Raw genomic sequence first — 21826 nt, 5'->3', positions numbered from 1 at the left:
TGGGTATTTTTTGTTCCCCTGGTTATAAATTACCTGTGGGTATTTAGCTCTGAAGCTTCAAAATCAAAACCATTCAAAAATTAAAAATCTATTTTCCTCTGCACGGTGATATCAATTAATAGGCTTTGTTCATTAACAATGCTGAATGAAGTAACTGAACCACAAAGTGAAACTAATACAACATTGTCTCTGAAGAGCACATTATAAGTCACAAGTTCTGCCCAGCCGACCCTATTGATATGCACTCACCAACAGCCTTGTACCTAAAATCCATAAATTGCTCATTTTATAAAAAATCTCAGCTGAATTTTAAATTTTTAGTGTGTTCTATAACCTATGCTTCGCTGTGAATGGTTATTAAACAAGCAGAGGGAATTATGGATAGTTGCTTTAATTTTATAGCGCTTATTGAGGAATACCAAAAACTTAAAGGCATAACGCATTTGAATTGGGAGGCTGGAAACAGCTTTTCACTTAGTAATGACGAGTTTGAAATTAATATCGGGTTCGACGAGCAATCTCAAACTATTCTTCTTGTTAGTTACGTGGGTGTAATTAACTCAGATAACAAAGAAGACACCTACTTAAGGCTGCTATTGGAAAACTATGCAAATCGTTCTGGTAGTAATGCATTTTGGGGATTCTACTCCGCAGACGAAGCCACATTAACAATTAAAAAGTCAGCTCAAAACACAGATCAGTATGTGTTCTCTCTGTGGATCGAGCAATTATGTTTAGACACTCAAAAGGCGCGCCAGCTATTGCAAGAGTTAGCCGAGTCAAATTCGCACACTAATGATACAGACTTGAGCAAAACCTATACACGTAATCAATTTATCACACCTTAATTTATCGTTTTGCACAAAGTGCGTAATGTGCTTTCCCTTTTCGTAATCTAAGAACGAATTATGAGAGCCCGTTCATTGACAACTATATGCCCAATACAAGGAAGCTACTATGACGTTTGAACTAACAGCATTTAGACATATCTCACAAAATAAAGGCCTACAAGACACCGCTAACCTTATAGATAATCATGGTGGGAAGTTCGGAGAGATTTCAGAATTAGGATCGAGTGCTACTCCTCTACGTGACGAATTTGTTAAATCATTAGATCAATCAGGCATGATGAAAGGTTTGAGCCTAGACCTGCAAACGACCTTAAAAAATAGCGCAACCCCTCTCACCGTAGGTGAAGTAAGAGAAGCCTTCAAATCATCTACCATTGATATTCGAGGTAACGACAAAGTTGCAGCAGCAAAAGAAAGCTCTATTGCGCGCCAAGGTTTGTTAGGAATGGGACATTCAGCCTTTGAAGCCGTCAAAGAACACATTAGCGGCCAGTTAGACCGTATTATCGATATGGAAAACAAACTCACAAGTTACAGAGAGCATAAGACAGAAGGCACCTTAAGCACGTCAGAATTGACGCCTAAAGAGCAAGACATACTGGAAAAAATTGATGAGGTATACACCGAAGCACGCGTAAGAAAAGCATTAGTGGACAGAAAGGAAAGACTTCTCGAGAAAATAGACAATAACAAAATAAATATTGCAGAGATATTTGGCGATTCATATAACGACATGAAAACCCGCCTTGACGCTTTTACCAATTTTTACCTAATTTCAACTGATGTGCATAGCAAGGAACGCTATGATTCAGCTCGTGAAAATGATATTTTCACAGATAGAGGAAGAGGAGACAATATACAAAGTCGTGATCGCGCCCCAAGTAAAAAAGACAAAAATGCCGGTATTTCTGCCCAAGAGCATCGCCGTGAGTCACAAGAAGACGTGTTTGCGAAATCAATTTTTCATGCCAAAGGCATACTTACAGCCCAAGATGTTGATACGAGCAATACTGTAAAAGCTTTCCGAGAAAAAGGCGCGCCATTTATTGGCGGAGTATCAGGCTCGCTTCTTTCAGAAATAATAGATATAGAATTTGCAGCTGACGGTACAGAGCCCAAAATTGCAGATAGTGACGGCATTAGTGCTGACGAACTAGCCAAACGTGAGCTATTGCTCGGCGTTAAAAGCATGGAACTTATTGCTTTGGGCCACCATAGTTTATCCGAGTGCTTACTTGCAGCACAAACACTTGGCTATTTCCAACACATCGAAAGCCCGCTGGAGGATTATCCAAAAGCTGTCTCTCAATTTGATCAATTTATGAGTGACGCTTTAAAAGATAAACCTGAGGCTGCCCCTGAAGTTGCAATGGTTGCCGCTGAACAAGCTGCGCCCTTGGCCGACATAGCAAATGACGCTGCAGCACCAATTATAGATGAAGTGGCTGTAGCAGCAAATAATGGTAACGAGCCAGCGGTTGCTGTCGCCGCCATAGAGCCCAAAAAATAGGTGAAAGAGGTTCTGACCTTGTAACAGAAAAAGGGTACCCATTAATTAGCCAATGTAAAATGCGCGGGTATCCCCTAACCTAAACATCGAAAAACACACCCAAACTAAACCAAATTAGAGTGGGTGTCTCTGTTATTAATAATTTTTAATGAAACCAATATAGCTCACCAGCGTAAGCGTTTGAGAGGCCTCATCAAAACCGATATTTATCTCGAAAGACTCATTGCTTAGTGCAAAACTGTTTTCACCTTCCCATGTAACATTTTCAATGTTGTGTAGTTTCTGGTACGCCTCGACAAGTGCCACAAAATTAAAGTAACTACTCACAACTCCCTCTGCTCATTAAATAACCATTTACTTTTTAAGCGTATGCCAGATAAGGTGTTATAAATATTATGTTTGGCTGGAATTTTTTATAAAATCGACATTTAAAGGGGGTCACTGGGGTCAGAAGAGTGACTCTTTTCTATCCTGAACTATCCCCTTAAATAATTTATAACTAATTTGGAAATTATGGCTGTATTAGTTCAGCTGTTATAATACTTATACAAATTGTTGTTTAAATAACATTTAGCTCCTTTAGCTATACAAGTAGGTTTTTATTTGTGAAGCACTTTTTTAGCCGATTTAAAGCAGCAATCATCGCTGTATTCACGCTATGTTTAGCCATTTCAATATACTACCCTCATGAAGTTTCTAAACACAAGCAGCAAAGACTATTACAGGTTACCAGTGATTTTAATTGGATTAAGCGCGATCTCAATCAACAAATAGAGCAACTATCAACTTTCTTTGATGCGCAGAGTGATATTAGCCCTGATTGTGGTGAAAAAACTTTAAGGGAATTAAGAAAGGCGCATTTCAGAATCCCAAACGTCGCTGAGTTTGGCATTGTCAATCCGGCTGGTGAATTAATTTGTACCAGCTGGCAAAAACTGAAGACACCGATAGATACTTCAGGCCCCAAACCAGATAAAAATAGGCAGTTACGTTTTTTTGGTCCGATTCATACTAGTTTTATTGGTGAAGCGGCGTTAGTAATTGCGAAAACGAGAACGGATGGCTATGAAATTAACGCGCTTTTACCGCAAAAGATTTTGACTCGTCACATTTCAGATCTTGGGGAGTCATATCAATTTATTGCAATTGTTGCGACCCAATCAGGCGTACCAATTTCACTGGATGGTCAATATACTCTACCCATATCTCCAAAACTGTTCCCTTTAGAGGCACCCACACAGCTTGTTGATACACAGTTTGATGATAGTAAACAGCATGTTTTAATTGCGCAATCACTAACAGAGTTACCCTCATTAAGTTTGGTGTTAGCGGTCGAGCAGAGCAAATTATTTAAAGGGGTCTACCGCCCCTCAATTATCAGCCTCATCATTTATTTTGTCGTCTTTATGTTTTCATTTGCTTTTGTTCACGCCTATCAATATCGTTATTTAAGCCGCAAAAGTAAACTAAAACAAAACATCAAAGCTCATAATTTTGTTAATCATTATCAATTTATCTGGGATGCAAGGCAAAATGGTTTCACGGGTGCTGAAAGCTTAGTACGGTTGATTGACCCTGTAGAAGGCATGCTCTATCCGAATGACTTTATTGATGATATCGAAAAGTATAAACTTTTAGATGCGTTAACATGTCAGGTTATCACCAATATCGATAAAGACTTACCTAAGCTTTTTCAGCGTTACAATATCAATAAAGTCAATTTAAATGTGTCTGGTGAACAATTAAAAAATAAAAATGTAATACAAAATATAATTACACTTAGTCATCATGTTCCTCAGTTAGTACTTGAAATCACCGAAAACGAATTAGTTGAAACTAATAATCAGAGCGTAATGCAAACGCTTGCTGAGTTTAAGCAACAAGGGATACTGCTAGCATTGGACGATTTTGGTACTGGTTATGCTGGTATTCAATACTTGAAGTCATTACCGCTAGACATAATCAAAATTGATAAAAGTTACATAGCAGCAATTGGAACTGGCTCTCAGCTCGCCAATATGCTCGACGCTTTAATCGAACTAGCGAATGCACTTAAAATTGATGTGGTTGCAGAAGGGGTGGAAACAAAGCAGCAAGCTGAGTACTTAATAGAGAAAAAAGTATACCTTCATCAGGGCTGGCTTTATCATAAAGCAAGTTCAGTAGAAGATGTATAGATTTATATTCATCAGCTTAAGGTAAAAAATCGATGATGTAAGTAAACACTTTATTCGGGAAGAGTAATTTATCTTCAACCCAACCCCTACGGTGCTCAAACGACCGCCCTGTTACTTTATCTTCGCCACATAAAAAGGCACGCCTTACGCAAGGTGAAATACAATGATAGAAAGGAGTATCAACCAGACTGATTTTCTGTTTTCTTGGAACCGCCATAACTTCTCATCCTTAAGAAGTGTTACTTACCCTAAACATAGAAAAACACCCAAACTAAATCAAATTAGAGTGGGTGTCTTTGTTATTCTTCTTTTTCATAACGCTTTAAACCTTTTTGGCAAAATGCGCGTCATAAGGAAATATTAATAAAATATAAAGCTTTTCATTTGTTTAGTTCTGAGACTCCAATTCATTGTTTGATGTAGTGTTCTTTAGCAACTTTTAATAATCCGTTGAATTGCGTCTTGTTGTTTACCAATAAAAAGCAATCCGCGGCAAAAAGCTTTGTGTCATTTTCGATGTTATAAATTGTCGATATTTTAAGTTTAAACAGTATTTAGCTTACAGTTAAAACTCATTTTTGAGGGAGTAATGTTATGAGGCGTTATTGGTTACCAGTATTTATTGGTTTTGGCATTTTGCTTAGTGGTTGTAAAAATAATGAAAGTTTACAGTCAGTACTTACACAACAAGTTGCCAGTAACGCGGAATCATACGGCATTAATGCTTCGTCAGTAGTTGTTGTTAAAAATGGTAAGCAACTTTATAAAGGTCACCATGGAGTAATGGCGGTCAATAGTACAGAGAAGGTTTCTGACACAAGCATTTTCCCGATTTACTCAGTGGCTAAACTGTTTGCTAGTACCCTAACTATGCAATTAGCAGAACAAGGTAAACTGCAACTATCAGACCCAATTTCACTGCACCTAGATGGCTTACCTAGTGAATGGCAACATATTACAATTTCACAGTTACTTAATCATGCCTCTGGGTTACCAGAGTTTTATGATGTAAAAGACGGAAAGTTTATTGGCCCTGCAACATTGCAAGAGGTGATTGATGAAATCAAAAATAAACCTTTTATGTTTGAGCCTAATACACAAACACTATACAACCAAACAAGCTACTTACTTGTTCGTATGCTGATTGAGAAAATGTACCAGCAAAGTTATGAGCAAAGTGTCAAAGACAAAATATTATCACCGCTGGGGCTTAAAAATACGTTTTTAGATTTAGACAATGTACCTAAAGAGCGCTTAGTTGCAGCCTATCGACCTAATAGCGGTAAAACATTAAAAACCAGTGAGTTCTTTTTTCCGCTATATGGCAGCAGTGCGGGTAGTATCTATTCCTCAGCCGAAGATTTGAGCCTGTTTATCACTGCATTAGCACAAGGTAAGCTTATACCTCAGCATAAACTGTTAGCTTTTTGGCAGCCCCATCAACTTCACGATGATGAGAGCTATTTTGCTTCTGGTTGGGTAATTGATAACGCTGGTAACTGGCAACATGTTGGTCACGATGGTGGCGCTTCTTTAAGGGTAAGGTTACTTTATCAAGATAACTTAGATGAGTTTTTTGTTGTGATTTATTTAACTAACGGTAACAAAAGCGGTGTTTGGTCATCAACGTTAACGAACTCGGTTCAACAACACATACTACCTGATTATTACTCTCGCATAGCGACTTGGTTTTACTAAGCTATACGTAAAACTAATAAGCAAAGCATAATGGAAGCATTATCTGACTCCACTGGAGAAAGACTCTAATTTAAGTCAAATATCCCTAATTCGCCCCTGTAAGCTTATTATTTAGCAGGAAATTACCGAATGGAGGTACAGAGAGGTACCGAAGGAGAGGTACCGAAGACACCCACTTTAATTTTTATAAATGCTCAGTTGACCGAGCAATTAGAAGCACTCAAACAAATGACGCTTCGATTTCATCATCTGAAATTGAAAGATTGAAGCGGTTTGATATCAATAATAAATAGTTTTATGTATGAATCTTATCGAAAGGTAATATCTTCCATATAGACGTAACCTTATTTTGATAGGCATTCTTTATTTAGATGTGGGTTGGATTTCACAATTAATCAAGCAAGTAATTTGCGAGCATTCGCCACGTTTAGTCGCCGTTTCTTTTCTAGGTGTTCGCAGTAATCAATTAAATGTTCTGGTTTGCCCACTGGACATGAAACGCTTTGGTAAATTGAGTAGTAGGCTTCAGCCAATTTTCAGGGGTGATTGATAAACGGATCAATAGATGTGGTGTGTCGCTTTGGATTGCGCCACGTTTATCTTCACGCTTAATACGCCCTGTTAATTAAATCAGTTCAAGGTAACTTTTTAGCTCAAATGGTAAACCTTTTGGCATGTGCTTTCTTGGGTTGCCAATAAATTTCATAAGTGGCTTTGGCTGTTTACCTGTTAACGCTGCTTTTATTCTTTGTTGAATGCTAGTGTATTGCGAATCTTCGAGAGTATTTGCAATTTTCGCTCTAATCGGGTTTAAATCAACGTACGCCATACAGACTGCAAGTGCTGATTCATCGAGTAAGGCTTGGGACTTCAAGCGCCCTTCCCAAAATCTACCAGTGCAGTTATCTTCAAAATTAGCTTTACGCGCAATATCTTCGTTGAGTACTCGCATAAACCAGCTAATATCCATTAAGCGATTACGGAAAACTTGAGTCATTTCATCCAGTGTAAATTGTTCAGCTGGGTTAAGTGGTTCGCCAGACAAGTATTTTTGTGTGAGTAAGAAATCAATTTAGAGTCGGTGTCTTTGTTATTTTCTAAACAATCCATTGATAAAAAAGCGCACTTTTTCATAATTTTCTCACGTTGACGTTTTGCTTGTGCTTCCCAATATTGCATACAATTTTTAAACTAAATAGAGCAACCCTCAAATTAAAAGTTAGCGTTTTGAGTTAATAACACTGAAATCATCGCCTTTACCGCCTAATTCTGCGGTAAAGACGAAAGGTAACAAGCGTTAGTTTATTGATCTAAAACCGGGTTTGTAGTTGCTTGCACAAAGGCTGCTTTTGCGTCTTGAAGGAAAGGCACATACTCATGGAAGTTATAAACAGCTTGGTACGAACTATTTGAAACTTGAACACGGGCGCGCCCGAGGTTTGGGTTTGGCCTGCTTGGCTCTGCAATCATATCGAAATATTCAACCAGTCCCGTACCTAAGAAACCTGTATCAAAGTTACGATCGCGCACAGCAAAGTCAGTCATCACCCCTTTGGTATCTTCAGTAGCAGCTAAAAACACTTTTTCAGTTTTATTGTCGTAGATGAACATATATTTAAGCTGTACATCTTGCCCATCCACTTTCGTAGCAGGCACTTCGTAAACAAATGCCTTGCCGCCATCCGGGTATTCTTTAGATAAGCGAATATCAAATATATCGCTTGGCGGCTGCGAAAAGTCTGGTTTCAAATTGTCTGGAACTGTCAATTTACCGTAAGCCAATTTGGCTTTTTCCATACCATCTGCATCATTACGAGAAAAACTGTAATCTCCCGCAGCTTTTATTTCCAGCGCAATTTCATCATACTTATCTACCAGCTTCTTGCCTGAAAGTGCGGTGGTGATTTGGTCAACAAAACTAGTATTATCGCGATATTGCAGCGCGCCAAAGAAGATTTTTGCACCCGCGCTAAACTCAGTTTCAACATCGCGCACATCTGCGGCCCCTTCTGGATTGTACTTAACCATAGTACTGTCGCCATCAACCGTTCGCTCAGGCATCGCCAAGGTCAGGCTATGCAGTGCTTTTTGCATGGCTATTGGTAATACCGTGGATGTTTTTTGGTTGTCGCCGTAGCCTTTGCCTAAAAATTGTGGCTTCGTATCGTTTGCAAAGTGAGAAGGCGACTGCCACTCACCACGTGAATTACTTAAATAGAATGAACGTAGTTCAAATTTACCCGCATCATTTTCCACATAGGCGGTGATCCCTACTCGATTATCGGTATAAGCATAAGGTTCAGACATCGCAATATGCTTACCGTCAACCTCCATTTCAAATTTAGGTTCAAGTTTCGCAGCAGTAATGTCGTCTGTCGTGATATCAGAGACTGGACATTTTTTATCAGGTTTATCTTGGTGCTGAACAATATTGGTATCTGTTAAAATAGCAGCTGCGCGTTCAGCATTGATTAGCGTTGGCCCATTGCCAATATGCGTGTTGTAATTATTAATAATTTCTTGCGCCGCTTGTTTAACATCATCGGCGGTCATGGTGCTGTTTCTTAAGCCAACGTTTTGCTCTAATTTCACACCTAGCCAATTTTTAAGTGCTTCATTATTGCTAAACGCACTATTATCTAGGTTTGCAAAGCTAGGATTAGATGCGTCTGTCATAAATTGCGTAACAGCAAGTTTTGAGGCATCACAATGTACTTTCATCTCTTGTAAGCTTTGCACTGCAAGCTGGTTTAATTCATCCCGTTGCAATTGTACATCTTTAAAGCCTGCCATTTCAGTTTGCATGTAATGGGCTTTTAAATTATCAACCAATAATTGCTGCGAGTTTGAATCGAGTAGTTTAAAGTTATCATTATTCGCTAAAGTAACATTCGCACTACTAAATAGTGTTGTTTTTAGCTCATGTTCAAAGCTCTCTAATTGCGTATTGTAGGTCTCTATGGCGCGTTGCGCGACGGCATTGACCTCACGTACAGTCATTACCTCGCCTCGGCCAAACTCTTGAATATGCTCCTTTAATAGCGCTTTAAAACCGGCTTTATCGATATCCGTCAGGTTATTAGGTGCATTTTCTAACTGAACAAAAAAGCTGCCTACCGTTTCGGGATAGAACTGCCTCATTTCGATTTCGTTCGCCGCAACATTGTTATCCATTCTGGCCTCGACAGTTTGCACCATTTGACGCATTTGATTCGGTAACAACACACTTTGAGAATAACGAGCATCACTTTTAACTACATCAGTTAAGATTGCGTCAAAATCAGCCATTTGCGCATCAGAATAAACACCGAAATCGTCAGCAATACTGGCAAACTGACTACCATCACGCTTAAATGCATCTATCAGCTCATCGTTTCGTAGTTCAATGGTTTTAGTAATTAATAGTGATAAGGAAGGTGTTTCAACACTGCCGGCAAACTTTATATTTTTGTATAAGCGATCAACTTCGTTTTGATGCGTGTCATCCAATAATTTACTTTTTAAAAAATTTAACGTGCCTTCATGGGCTGTTGCAATGCGTTCATCAATCGTACTTTTTTTGGTTTTATCAGTATCCCCGATGTCCTTTTCATAAACAGTAATGAACATTTCTTTGCTTGTTGTGGTTGAGCGCAGCTCTTTATTTGGCCCGCCATGCGTATCTACAAACTGCTTAAACTCTGCTAATGTTCGGCTATCTCTTAATGTAAAATCCGTCATGCTTGAAGCTCCTATCCTTAAACGCGAACGCCATCAAATGGCATCTGATAATCAAACTGCTCAATTTGACTGGGTGTTTGTAACTTTTCAGAAAGTAATAAGGTCCAGCTCTGTTGCTTTTCAACAAAGCGTAAAATAATGCTGATTAAGTGCTGTAATGTAAGATTGGCAAGTAGTAACTCTAACATCATCAAACCATTACCATCGGGTTCGATTAACCCCAGAGTGACCCCGCCTGTTTTGGCAAATTGCGCGTTGTAGCAGAGCATAGCTTGGTACATCGCCAGACGCTCATCTTCATTGATTGGCGTTAATTCACTGTATAAGGTGGCGCTGTCAGAATCAGCAACATATTGCATACATAATTGTGTGCCTGGCACATTAATTTGCCACTGATTTGGAGCTAATTGAATGATGCTATCAGGCGTTAACAAGGGGCCTAATTCAGTAATAAGTTCGTTTAATTTTTCTAAATTTTCCATGTTTTACTGTCCTATTTAATGATGAGCTGACCAACTGCATGCATATAAACCCTATTGCGATAGGCTTAAAGCAATGAATGCGTATTTAGTGTTGGCGAAAAAGTAGAATAGATATTTATGGAAAAGACGTATTTTTATTGATTTCAGGTACAAAAAGTCAGTGATAATTTTGTAAAATTAATGCCTTACAACCCGAAAGCCACCGAAAGAACTTAAAAATAATAAGGCTACTCAAAGTGAATTTACTTTTATATTGGAAGTACTTAGTACTCGGTTGACCGAGAGAAGTACTTAGGACAGTACTTAGGACAGCCACTTTACTCGGTTGACCGAGCAATTAGAAACACTCAAACAAATGACGCTTCGATTTCATCATCTGAAATTGAAAGATTGAAGCGGTTTGATACTAATAAATATGGATTTCATGTAAAAATCTTATCGAGAGATAATATCCTCCCCATAAACCTTTACCTTTTTTGGTGGGTATTTTTGTTTACTATGTTGATTGAATTTCGCGATTAATTAAGCAAATAATTTGAGCGCATTCGTTTCGTTGGTACGCTATTCCCTTTCGGGACGCTGGCAACAGTATTTTCGAAAAGATGCGTTTGTTTTATCTCTTAACAATTTAATAATGCCGCACTGTGAATAGTTCAACTTTTTCTTTTTGTAACAAATAAATAACAGCACCTTGCATATCAAAACACAAACAGTTATTGATAAAAAAAGGAGTAATAAAACATGAAGTCTTTAAAAATCTCATTCGCCCTTGTCGCAATTGCTAGTCTGGCATCTATTTATACTTATATTCGTTATCTTGATCACTACACATCTCCCTATTTAGATGTAGTGATTAACTCTCACGTCTTGGGCGAGAGTAGAAAAATTTTTATCCGCTTACCCGATAAATATAATGCGCAAAAAAGTTATCCCCTTGTTATTAAAACCGATGGTAATTTTAATTTAGACAGATGGGCTGAAACAGTTGCCAAGCATGATGACGCTATCGTTGTGGCAATACCAAATCAATTTTGGACAGATACACGAAATCGCGACTTAGTTCCGCCATTTGCGAGAAAAGACGTCAATATTAACGCGCGCCCAACTAATGAAACGGCAAGAGAGCTGTTTGGCCGAGCAGATACGTTTTTAGCCTTTATTAGAACCGAGTTGCTGCCCTACATAGAAAGTCGTTATAAAATATCAAACGACCGATCGCTCAGCGGTTATTCTGCAGGCGGCAGTTTTGTGTTGTACACCATGATCACTCATCCCTCGCTATTTAATGCATATTTTGCGTTTAGCCCAGCAGCTTGGTACGACGATTCAGTGGTTGTAAAAGAATTTAAGAAGAACCTAGTTAAACTTGAAGGTGCACCAAAGTTTTTTTATTTAAGCTTAGGAGCGAAAGAACCGTCTATCATTACAGGCTCGTTTAAAGGACTGTTAGCAGCGCTCAACGAAAATGCACCTAACAACTTGGTTTGGGCTCATCAATTTACGGAAGGTGCTGATCATGGTACTAACCCCTACATGTCTATACCCACAGCCGTAACTGAATATTCAGCTTTCAAACAAAAGCTTTAACTACGACATTAGACAAGGCCTGCTCAATGGGGAGAGTCTGATCTTTTCCATTGGCTTAAAATGACAATAACTCAATTAGAATAAAGTGGGTTGCTGTGATTTTTAGCTCTTTAACCCCATAAGCTATACCTAAACATATAAAAACACCCAAACTAAGCCAAATTAGAGTGGGTGTTTTTGTTGTTCCTGATGGGTAAATCGTTATTATTTTCTTAGTGTATTGATTTAAAAATAAATATGCTTAGCTTGATAGTCGATGACCAATTTTCCGCCTTTGAAATCTGCAAGGCCCATTAGTATTACAGGCTTATTTTCATAGCCGAGTTTTTTAAATACTGGCATATCAGAAACCGTTGTATTAGAGCTAGTTACGATATGTTCGCCAATATTAAACCTTACCTCACCTAACTTTTGTTTTTGTATTGCTTTACCATGAAGGCCCTCAAGATCTTCTTTGTCTTTTTTTTCAACGTCAAGCTTTGCCAACAAGAGAGAGTTAATGATGTTTATAGGTGCGCCTGTATCTAACACCGCATCAACATTCTGGCCATTAAACTCAACGTTAAACTTAATAAATTCTTCATCAAGCCAAAACGCTTGCGATTTTAAATCATGCGTAACTTGCTCTGAACAGGTTTGTGCATAAAAAGTCACTTCACTTTTAACAAAATCTAAAACGGTGCAGTGTTTTTCTAAAAATCCATACCCTAAAATACCCGGCACTTTACCTTGTGCGGTTTTGAGCACGGTTAAATCTTGTGTTATGTAAGGTAAATCCATCACCGAAGTATTACCAACACGGGTTGTATTGACGTTTGCTTGCGTGAGTATCATTTTACTTGTTGCACTGGTCACTTCTTCTTTTTCGAGTGCGCTTTCTGGCAATGCCAACTCATTTAATAAACTATTTGAAATAACTCCTGAAGTAGCTGCGGTATCTAAAACCATAGGTACTGTGTCGGCGTTATTTAACTGAGCATCCACCATAACATGGCCATATTGTGTGAACTGCATTGGCATTGTAACTGGTTTCGTGTTCTCCTGATTTGCATTACTTGAGAAACTCATAATTCCCACAATTACTGCACTTAAAATTGCTTTCATAAATCACCTTCTTTGTTGTTCTTTGTTTTGTTAGGTGTACTTTAAAAAGCAATTGTTAAGCAATTATCAAGATTTTTTAAAAAGCCTTAATGAAAACTTTGCGCCTTTATTTGGTTCACTTACTACCGTCAATGCTGCACTTAAGAGCTCCGCAAGTTGTTTACAAATAGGCAACCCGAGGCCTAAGCTATTGGTATCGTTACGAGATGTTTGTACTCGGTAAAAGCGCTCAAAGATATTGTCTAATTGAGTTTGCGACATACCCTCACCATAGTCCTCTACGGCAACATCAACATACGTGTCACAAGCGTGTAGGCTTACTTTAATAAACCGACCAGCAGCCCCGTATTTAAACGCATTATCAAGTAAGTTCACCAATATTTGCCTCAGTCTTTTTGCATCGGTGACTAACTTAGTGTTTGGTGCTAAATCCGATGTAAATACAATGCCATGCGAACTTGCCTGAAGCTGATACTTAGCCATTAAATCAGTAATAAGCTGTGTAATATTAACCTCTTCAAATTGTAAGGTTAGCTGATTTGATTCGGTCAGCGATAACAGGCTTAAGTCATCAATTAACTGACTCAGTGATTCAACCTCTTTACCAAGTACGCTTAGCTGCTCAGGCTCCATCGGTAATATTCCGTCTTCCATTGCTTCAACACGTGAACGAATGGCGTTGAGCGGTGTACGTAGTTCATGAGAAAGATCTGAATTCATCTGCCGATATTGCTGATGCAACCCTTGCAACCACGCTGCAAGGCGGTTGAAACTGGCTAGAATCTCACCCACTTCATCGTGCTTAGTTACTTCAATACGGGTGTCTAAATTGCCATTTTCAATATCTTTAAAGCTGTGTTTAAGGTGTTTTAGCGGCTTTAAAAAGTACCATGCGCCCAACCAAGACAGCAGCGCAGCAAGCAGAGATAAGCCAAACAAACTCAGCATAAATTCATCGGCCAAGCGCGACATCAACAAAGACTCTTGATGCTTTCGCTCCAACGTGTTTTTGGGTAACCAAAATAATGCATATTCACCCATTTGGTCATTCAGTAGCAACTGTTCTTGGCTGAATTGAATTAATAATGGAGATTGATTGAGCGGCGCTATTTTAAACTGATGACCGTGCTCCACAGCAATATAGGTAATCCGCAAATCAGTCGCACTTTCTGATGGCAAAATAACGCGCTCGTTTTGCACCAAAATAAATAACTGCTCAGTAAAGACATGAGATAGTGCTATATATTGTTGCTGAATAGACAAATTGGGGGGCAACGAAGTAATCTGCGCTTCCACGTCATCATCATCCAGTAACTCTGTGGTCATTTGTACAACACTTTTTTGGTTAAACTCGACAAATGCATTACTTGCTGTGTATACACTTAACAAGTAATAAATTCCCAATAATACAAATGTGCAGCTAGCAACTAAGAGCGTAAATTTGGTACGTAATTTCATTGTGTTTTAGCCGCAACAAACTGATAACCTTGACCATAGTGTGTGGCAATATAGGTTGGATCTTTTTTACTATCACCCAACTTTTTACGTAAATTAGCTAAATGGGTATCGACTGCTCTATCGGTGATATCGCTGCGCCCTTGCCACACGAGATCAATCAATTGTTCGCGCGAGATAATACGCTTTGCATGAGTGACTAAACTAACCAAAATGGCAAACTCAACAGCGGTGAGTTTTAAATGATCGCCAGCCAGTTTTACCAATTTGGCATCGACATCAATTTCTAACTGGCCGAACAACCATACTTGGTGCGCTCCTGTATGCTTATAACTGCGTTTAAGTAACGCTTGAACACGCGATACCACTTCTCTTGGGCTGTAGGGTTTACATACATAATCATCAGCGCCTAAGTCAAAGCCATGAATGCGGTCGCTTTCCGTTACCTTTGCCGTCACCATAATGCTGGGAATGTCTTTTTTGGCCGCATTTTTTAATAAAGAGAAGCCATCTCCTCCTGGCATCATAACGTCGAAAATAGCTAACTGAAACACCAAATTATCGAGCGCCCGCTGAGCATCGACTGCATTATCAAAGTGACTAACTCGGTAACCTTGCTTTTCAAGATAAAGGGTTAAAATTTGTGCACTGGCGACATCATCTTCAACGTATAAAATATTAATGGTACTACTCATTGCATTCCTTATGCAGGTCACATATCACGTCAAAAGCAACAAACTACAACAGCTAAGTAATTATTGCAAAATCAACACGCATCAAACCTGCATTTAATAAAGCGTTCTTCACTCAAATCCAAAGTGATTTTTTGCTTACAAAATAAAATAAGATGGAGCGAACGGATCGCCCATTTGTATGCCTGAAAGGTTAATAAAATTAGGTGACTTTTTCTTCAATGCACAATTCTAGACCGGACTCCGTGTTTTTAACTTGCCCCCTCATTTGACCTCATTGATTTTCGTTCATTTACAATAAAGTAATATAAATAGCTTAAAGTAGTTTGTTTTTATTAGATAATTTGCTCGCTCTTAAGCGAATTAATTGGATATAAAAACAAACTATATGGAGAGATTAGTGAAATCTTTTAAAATTTCCGCTTCGGCCGTGGCTTTAGGTTTAATGCTTACGCTTACCGGATGTAAAACAACTTACAAGGTAGACCAAAATTTAGTTCAGCAGTTTAAAACTGAACAACCAAAAGAAGATCAAACTTACGTTTACATGATTAGAGGGAGCAATTTTCAAGGAAGCGCTCGTGGCGCATGGATTGCGGTAAATGATAAAGTTGTGGCTGACCTTTCAAATGGCTCGCATACACTATTGAAGTTGGATTCGGGAATCAATTCACTTCACCTAGTACAAGGACTAGCCGGATTTGGTTATGCGAAGATTGATAACCGACCAGGTGAAACTGTATTCATGTCAATTGACTACTCGACAGGAAAAACAACTGAGCTTGACTACGATTTAGGTGCATCAATGGTAATGCGCACTAAGTATAAAGCCGAACTTGAAAGTCCAAGAAAAAATGATGCATATGACAATTTGCTCGCAAACCCTTCACTACTTGGTTTTGATGTCATGCAAGATGGCAAAAAACCTATGAAGCCAGACGACGAACATGCTGTAATTAATTTTTTCCGCATGGAAAAACTGATAGGCAGTGTTCCATTTGATATATGGGATGAAGATGGTTTTGTTGCAAGTACGCGAGTGGGACAATATTTTCAAGTTAAAGTCAAACCGGGTAAGCATAAATATATCGCCCTTTCAGAACGTTATTCAGTACTTGAAGCAAATGTAGAAGCTGGCAAAGAGTATTTTGTAGAGTTTGATGTTGATATGGGCTGGAACCAAGCACATGTACAAATTTTACCTTTAGATGCTGAAGAAGACAAAAAAACCATCTCTAAATGGCAAAATAAAGCAAGATTAAAAGTGGTTAATCAAGACGTTTTAAACAGTAATGAATTTAAAACCCGTGTTGAAATGGCAAAAACCTACTTAGCACCAAAATTCAAAGCTGCGAATTCAAAAGAACTAGCGCAACGAGTGATGAATCCGGAAAACGGTAGGTTATAAACTATCAATATAAAAGCTAGATAGTGTTATCTAGCTTTTAAAAAAGCGCTTTACGCAACGAAATAAACTGAATCGAAACCGAATATCAACAACTATGACCCCATTAATTGCTTACCCTAAAGATAGAAAAACACCCAAACTAAATCAATTTAGTTTGGGTTTCTTGTGCATTTGCAATTTGCAAGAAGCGACTAATTATTGGCCGTATTATAAATAAACGAGCCAAATAATAAAGCAAGATCAAACTTATTAAAACGTGAGTTATTAGTGTTAAGTTCTTGCTCACCTTGATAAATATTGGTTGAGGCAATGTGTTTTCCAACAGGTGAAAAAGATACGTTACGTATCCAAACTTGCCCATTCCCCGAGAGTAAACCGCCAAAGGCAATGTGCTTAGACTGTTCATCCGTTATATCTAATACCACTGAGTATGTTTGCCAATCTGTGGAACCTTTCACACCCCTATCTTTCATATTATCGTATTCTAGGTTCTTAAGTTTGCCGTCTACCCTCATCCAAACCCCGGCATAACCATCAGTGACATTTTCGGTTTTCACTTGAGCGCTAAATTGAACACGTTTGCCAACGAATTGACTAGGCTCAAAATATTCATACCAGGTCGCAAATGATTCATCGTTGTAGGTATCACTTATACGTTTAATCGTCGCAATACCATTTTCAGACCAAGCTTTAAATTTTCCAACATCAGAATAGCCCATCCTCCACTTGTCTGGGTTTAAGCTGTAATCACTTTTATAAATGTAATTCGCAGTGCTGTCTTCATCTGTTATTGAGAACGAAATATTGCGCGCCGACATAGACCCTTTCGCGCCTTGTATTAAACCAGCATAAATTGACTCTGCACCGGGCTTTACCGGCAGTATCACTTGAAAATGTGTCCACTCTTTTGTGCCAATGAGGCTGCGGTCGGTGGCGTTATCAAATGCAATCACTTTTTCCGAATCATTCACCCTTAACCAAATTGAAGAATATTCAGAATCTTGCGATTTTATTTCGGCGGAAAATTTCAACTTTTTACCAATAAATGGCGCAGCGTCAAAGTCTGTACCTACGGCACCAAAACTGTTTAGTCCTACCTCGCCTTGATAAGCCAAGTGCACTTGTCCATTGGCTACATGAAAGGCGTAGTCTTTGATATTAGCGCTTTTTACTTTACCTTCCATGTGCCCCCAAGTTGCAATATCTTCAGGGTTAGAAGCAAAACAATTTAGTGAGAAAAATAGGCTAAAAATAAGCCATAACACCATTTTCATAAAATAATTTCTCTAATTTCTTTCCATGTTTTATAACAGTTATTATCTAAGCTACTACTAGGTTGGAAAAGATTTCTAAATGCGGGGAGGATAAGGGAAAACTTCTTGAAAATCCAGTTGCTGAGACGCTAAGTAAATATCAAAGTAGGAAAAGTGACTCACCCATATATTTACTTTGTTATACCAATATAAGGTGTATCAACCAAACTCACCTGCTGTTTGCGTGGAACCGCCATAAATCACCTCAAACGAAGTAAAAGCACTCCCCTAAACATAGAAAAACACCCAAACTAAATCAAATTAGAGTGGGTGTCTTTGTTATTGCTTTTTTGTTAAATCTATCCTTCACCTTTTTGAAAGGTCATTCATGAGTGTCGATATAGGAATGTAATAAATAATAGAAAATAAGTACCAACCAAACTGAGCCCAGTATACTCGGTCGCTGATATCATTTAACAAGTTAAGGGCAATATATAGCGTTAGTGATAAAAAGGAGAATATGAATATTTGAACTTGTTTTGTACTGAATTTGTCTTTCTGCTTATTTTTATCTGGAACATCAAAAGTTTTAGCTAACAATTGCCCCCACAATATAGACGTTGCCAAAGCAAAATCAGATAACCTAATGAAGTTAATCAAATCATCTTGAATGACCTTAAGTAATAAAAGAACGAGAAAAGGCAACGCTATAAATAACGCTTCTTTCTTAGCACCTTCATAATTAATCTCTTTCATCACCCAAATCCAACTCTGTTTGTTCTATTTGACTCTGCGGTATAACTTTAATGACTTTTACAATTTCATTCTCAATAGAGTTTGTATTGCGATGCTTATTAACTTTCTTCGTAATTTTTATATCAGCTAAAATTCCATCGCCGGGCCAAAGTTGAGCATCTTTATCATGATTTTTCCAACTTTCAAACCATGCCTCATCAGTCATTTTTGCCGAAAACTTTTTAGGCTTTCTACTATTACTTTCTAAATCCCAATTTAACCCTAAAACATATGACGGTCTACGAATAATAACCACTTCTCGAGAAGGTAATGGTGTTTCAATATTTTCAAATATTTGTGACGCTGGACGTGGACAAGAAAATTTATTACTAATGTCTACGAATCGTTTAACCTTTCCAAATTGAACTCTATCTTCATCTGTCAACAGATTTAGCGCATTATTGATTTTATGTAACGCCTCAGCTATCTCGTATAAGTTAATTTCAGAGTCACAAGTAAATGACTCTATATTTTCTTTATTCTCTACAGCAACTTGCGAGTAAATTTTATCGGCGAATGAACGGACATCATTCTCTGAGTCAACTTTCTCTGCAACAGCTATTTGCTCTTCTACACCAAGATAAATTGCATCACAAATAGATTTGAAACTTACATTCCTTACCTTATCGACAACTTTATGTGTAATATCAGCTATAACTGAACCTTTACGGGTCTCTGATAAAGCCGAACTAAATTCAATTTCTTTACCAAAACCAAGTAAGATTGCAGAATGTAATTTATCAAACCCCTCAACTAGTAGCCCCATAGAGTTGAACACCCTTTCAGGGCAACCAGCATCACGATCGAAATCTATTCGAAGAGAGTAACTTGCAGACATCTAAAAATTCCCTTTATTTACATATGGTTAATACTAGCAAAAACTATATTACTTTGACAAAAGCTAATCATAGCAAAAATGATGGGATAGAAATGAAAAGCTAGCCAACATAATAACAAAGACACCCACTTTAAGCTGTTTGATAAATAACGGTTAACAAAATAATGAAACTAGCTCCATGTCGAAAAATGCATACTTAGATTGATTTATTTTCACCGAGATCGCAGTAATACTGCCCTGTGAAGATTTTTTACAACAAGAATCAACCTTGTTTTAAGAGGCTGCTACTAAAGAGCGATTGATTAATTTAATAGTTAATTAAGCGAGCAATATGCGTGCATTAGCCACGTTAGGCCGTCGTTTCTTTTCAAGGTGTTCACAGTAATCAATTAAGTGCTCTGGTTTTCCAACAGCACCATGAAATGATTTGGTAAATTGTGTAGTGAGCTTAAGCCAATTTTCAGGTGATATTAATAAACGGGTTAATAACTGAGGTGTGTCGCTTGGGATTGCACCGCGCTTATCCTCGCGGATAATACGTCCTGTTAACTCAACGAGTTCAATATAGCTTTTGAGTTCGAACGGTAAGCCTTTTGGCATATGCTTGCGTGGGTTACCTGCAAACTTAAGCAGCGCTTTGGGTTGAGTGCCTTTAAGAGCTGCGTTAATGCGGTGTTGAATGCTGGTGTAATCTGATTTTTCTGGTGTGTTTGCTATTTTTGCTCTTATTGGGTTTAAGTCAACATACGCCATACAGGCTGCAAGTGCCGCTTCATCAAGGAGTGCTTGAGATTTAAACCGCCCTTCCCAGAAGCGGCCTGTGCAGTTATCTTCAAAGTTCGCCTTGCGAGCGATGTCTTCATTCAGTACACGCATAAACCAACTGATGTCTTTTAAACGATTTCGAAACACTTTGGTCATTTCCGCTAACGTGTTTTCTTCAGCTGGATTTAGGGGCTTACCGGATAGGTATTTTTGTGTGAGTAAATTGCCTTTAAACAACTTGTGCCAACGAATAATAACGGCCTTTTGTTTTAATCGTTTTGCTTTCTTCTCATCCACACATAAGACAAGATGAGTATGATTGCTCATTACTGCATAAGCGCACACATCTATACAAAATACCTTGCTCAGTGCGAGTAATTTGTCTTCGACCCAAGCTCTTCTATGCTCAAACGATTGCCCTGTGCTTTTATCTTCACCGCACAAAAAAGCACGGCGTACACAACGAGAAATACAATGGTAATAAGGTGTATCAACCAAACTCACCTGCTGTTTGCGTGGAACCGCCATAAATCACCTCAAACGAAGTAAAAGCACTCCCCTAAACATAGAAAAACACCCAAACTAAATCAAATTAGAGTGGGTGTCTTTGTTATATCCATCATAGAAAAACACCCAAACTAAATCAAATTAGAGTGGGTGTCTTTGTTATTCTCTCTTTTTGCATTCATATCTGGAATAAGCAGCTTGCAATCTAAACAATATTTGATTCTTTTTGAGTGCTTCCCAAAGCCTCTAATATAGTAATAATAATCATCGCCTTTAGGAAAATCATTATGACATTGTACACATGCAAATTCTTTTCTGGATTTAGCTACTTGAGCAGGCTCTTCAATTAATGGTTTAGGTTTTTGTTTACTTTGCTGCGATAACCACTCTTCTAAAGGGTGACTTGGTAATGTTGACTTAACAATAAAACCGAATTGTTTTTTGAACTTCTTTTGAATATTACGATGTAATAAGTAACCTGCACTACTAGCAAGTAATAGCTTTATCCAGAAAAAGTTAATTACACCACCATGATGGGAGCATGCTCCTTGCTTACCAATTGATGGAGATTTCCACCCAGAAGCACATCTATCATCTAAAAATGGAATAAATCCTAATAAAATTAATAGAATAAATGAAAATAGCAGTGGCAACGTAATTCTATTTTTATGTAAAAACTTAAGGAACATTTATAGAGTAATTTTTCATAAAACTTATGAGATAGAATAACACGTCCACCCACACCGCAACGAAGAAAACACCCAAACTAAATCAAATTAGAGTGGGTCTTTGTTACTATTTGTTATTTAATCTTAACTTGAAGTTGCGTTTTTCGTCTGGTTTATGGCCGATATGGTTATAAGGGCAATGTGCACAAAATTAACTATGACCAAAGTAAGTATAACCTTAAGCCAAGTCGTGGTTGACCCAGATAGCAACATCAAAATACAAGCACTAAAGGTGACAAGTAGGAATAGAATTGAA

17 protein-coding genes and 2 pseudogenes are annotated in these 21826 nt (G+C 38.1%); 6 read left to right on the top strand and 13 right to left on the bottom strand.

Annotation, left to right across the window (positions count from 1 at the left end; all coding sequences use genetic code 11):
- Window positions 1–377 precede the first annotated feature (377 nt).
- Window positions 378–848: a type III secretion system chaperone gene (locus ACXAFE_RS20200; RefSeq protein WP_475157149.1), complete on the top strand. Its 471-nt coding sequence runs from the start codon at window positions 378–380 to the stop codon at window positions 846–848.
- A 109-nt stretch (window positions 849–957) separates the two neighbouring features.
- Window positions 958–2361, top strand: a complete 1404-nt coding sequence (locus ACXAFE_RS20195) for a hypothetical protein (protein WP_475157145.1) — start codon at window positions 958–960, stop codon at window positions 2359–2361.
- Window positions 2362–2496: 135 nt separating this feature from the next.
- Here ACXAFE_RS20195 and ACXAFE_RS20190 read toward each other — a convergent pair whose 3' ends face one another.
- Complete coding sequence (locus tag ACXAFE_RS20190; RefSeq protein ID WP_475157144.1) at window positions 2497–2688, bottom strand: hypothetical protein; 192 nt, start codon at window positions 2686–2688, stop codon at window positions 2497–2499.
- Window positions 2689–2966: 278 nt separating this feature from the next.
- On the opposite strand from ACXAFE_RS20190, the gene ACXAFE_RS20185 reads away from it, so the two are divergent.
- Window positions 2967–4538, top strand: a complete 1572-nt coding sequence (locus ACXAFE_RS20185) for an EAL domain-containing protein (protein ID WP_475157140.1) — start codon at window positions 2967–2969, stop codon at window positions 4536–4538.
- 37 nt (window positions 4539–4575) lie between these two features.
- Here the strand turns inward: ACXAFE_RS20185 and ACXAFE_RS20180 are convergent.
- Window positions 4576–4755 (bottom strand): annotated as a pseudogene (locus tag ACXAFE_RS20180) (transposase); the annotation flags it as partial.
- A gap of 377 nt (window positions 4756–5132) precedes the next feature.
- On the opposite strand from ACXAFE_RS20180, the gene ACXAFE_RS20175 reads away from it, so the two are divergent.
- Window positions 5133–6236 carry a serine hydrolase domain-containing protein gene (locus ACXAFE_RS20175; protein WP_475157138.1) on the top strand — a complete coding sequence of 368 codons (1104 nt, stop codon included), beginning with the start codon at window positions 5133–5135 and terminating at the stop codon, window positions 6234–6236.
- 395 nt (window positions 6237–6631) lie between these two features.
- Here ACXAFE_RS20175 and ACXAFE_RS20170 read toward each other — a convergent pair.
- The 3 genes and pseudogenes from ACXAFE_RS20170 to ACXAFE_RS20160 form a co-directional block, all read right to left on the bottom strand.
- Window positions 6632–7299 (bottom strand): annotated as a pseudogene (locus ACXAFE_RS20170) (transposase); the annotation flags it as partial.
- Window positions 7300–7538: 239 nt separating this feature from the next.
- A complete protein-coding gene (locus ACXAFE_RS20165; protein ID WP_475157134.1) occupies window positions 7539–9956 on the bottom strand; it encodes a hypothetical protein in 2418 nt (805 codons plus the stop codon).
- 17 nt (window positions 9957–9973) lie between these two features.
- Window positions 9974–10438, bottom strand: coding sequence for a type III secretion system chaperone (locus tag ACXAFE_RS20160; protein WP_475157129.1), 465 nt, complete (start codon window positions 10436–10438; stop codon window positions 9974–9976).
- Between the two features lie 741 nt (window positions 10439–11179).
- Here ACXAFE_RS20160 and ACXAFE_RS20155 point away from each other — a divergent pair.
- A complete protein-coding gene (locus ACXAFE_RS20155) occupies window positions 11180–12025 on the top strand; it encodes an alpha/beta hydrolase (RefSeq protein WP_475157127.1) in 846 nt (281 codons plus the stop codon).
- Between the two features lie 225 nt (window positions 12026–12250).
- Here the strand turns inward: ACXAFE_RS20155 and ACXAFE_RS20150 are convergent, their stop codons facing one another.
- The 3 genes from ACXAFE_RS20150 to ACXAFE_RS20140 all read right to left on the bottom strand — a co-directional run bounded on the left by ACXAFE_RS20150 (window position 12251) and on the right by ACXAFE_RS20140 (window position 15279).
- Window positions 12251–13129 (bottom strand): aspartyl protease family protein, encoded by an 879-nt coding sequence (locus ACXAFE_RS20150; RefSeq protein WP_475157124.1) that lies wholly within the window; start codon window positions 13127–13129, stop codon window positions 12251–12253.
- A 66-nt stretch (window positions 13130–13195) separates the two neighbouring features.
- The gene (locus tag ACXAFE_RS20145; RefSeq protein WP_475157120.1) at window positions 13196–14587 is read right to left on the bottom strand and encodes a sensor histidine kinase; all 1392 of its coding nucleotides are present in this window, start codon (window positions 14585–14587) and stop codon (window positions 13196–13198) included.
- Window positions 14584–15279, bottom strand: coding sequence for a response regulator transcription factor (locus ACXAFE_RS20140; RefSeq protein WP_475157116.1), 696 nt, complete (start codon window positions 15277–15279; stop codon window positions 14584–14586). Before ACXAFE_RS20140 ends, ACXAFE_RS20145 begins: the two co-directional genes overlap by 4 nt.
- Window positions 15280–15643: 364 nt before the next feature.
- Between ACXAFE_RS20140 and ACXAFE_RS20135 the strand changes: the two genes are divergently transcribed.
- On the top strand, window positions 15644–16684 hold the full coding sequence (locus tag ACXAFE_RS20135) for a hypothetical protein (RefSeq protein WP_475157114.1): 1041 nt from the start codon (window positions 15644–15646) through the stop codon (window positions 16682–16684).
- Between the two features lie 191 nt (window positions 16685–16875).
- On the opposite strand, the gene ACXAFE_RS20130 is transcribed toward ACXAFE_RS20135, so the two are convergent.
- The 5 genes from ACXAFE_RS20130 to ACXAFE_RS20110 all read right to left on the bottom strand — a co-directional run bounded on the left by ACXAFE_RS20130 (window position 16876) and on the right by ACXAFE_RS20110 (window position 21495).
- A complete protein-coding gene (locus tag ACXAFE_RS20130; protein WP_475157111.1) occupies window positions 16876–17958 on the bottom strand; it encodes a hypothetical protein in 1083 nt (360 codons plus the stop codon).
- Between the two features lie 345 nt (window positions 17959–18303).
- Window positions 18304–18693: a hypothetical protein gene (locus ACXAFE_RS20125; RefSeq protein ID WP_475157109.1), complete on the bottom strand. Its 390-nt coding sequence runs from the start codon at window positions 18691–18693 to the stop codon at window positions 18304–18306.
- On the bottom strand, window positions 18680–19570 hold the full coding sequence (locus tag ACXAFE_RS20120) for a hypothetical protein (RefSeq protein WP_475157108.1): 891 nt from the start codon (window positions 19568–19570) through the stop codon (window positions 18680–18682). Before ACXAFE_RS20120 ends, ACXAFE_RS20125 begins: the two co-directional genes overlap by 14 nt.
- A 318-nt stretch (window positions 19571–19888) precedes the next feature.
- Window positions 19889–20863, bottom strand: coding sequence for a transposase (locus ACXAFE_RS20115; RefSeq protein WP_475157105.1), 975 nt, complete (start codon window positions 20861–20863; stop codon window positions 19889–19891).
- 110 nt (window positions 20864–20973) lie between these two features.
- Window positions 20974–21495: a hypothetical protein gene (locus tag ACXAFE_RS20110; RefSeq protein ID WP_475157103.1), complete on the bottom strand. Its 522-nt coding sequence runs from the start codon at window positions 21493–21495 to the stop codon at window positions 20974–20976.
- Window positions 21496–21826 lie beyond the last annotated feature (331 nt).

This window comes from Pseudoalteromonas sp. ABV4_021 (genome assembly GCF_056159365.1).
This window is presented reverse-complemented; position numbering and strand designations above follow the sequence as displayed.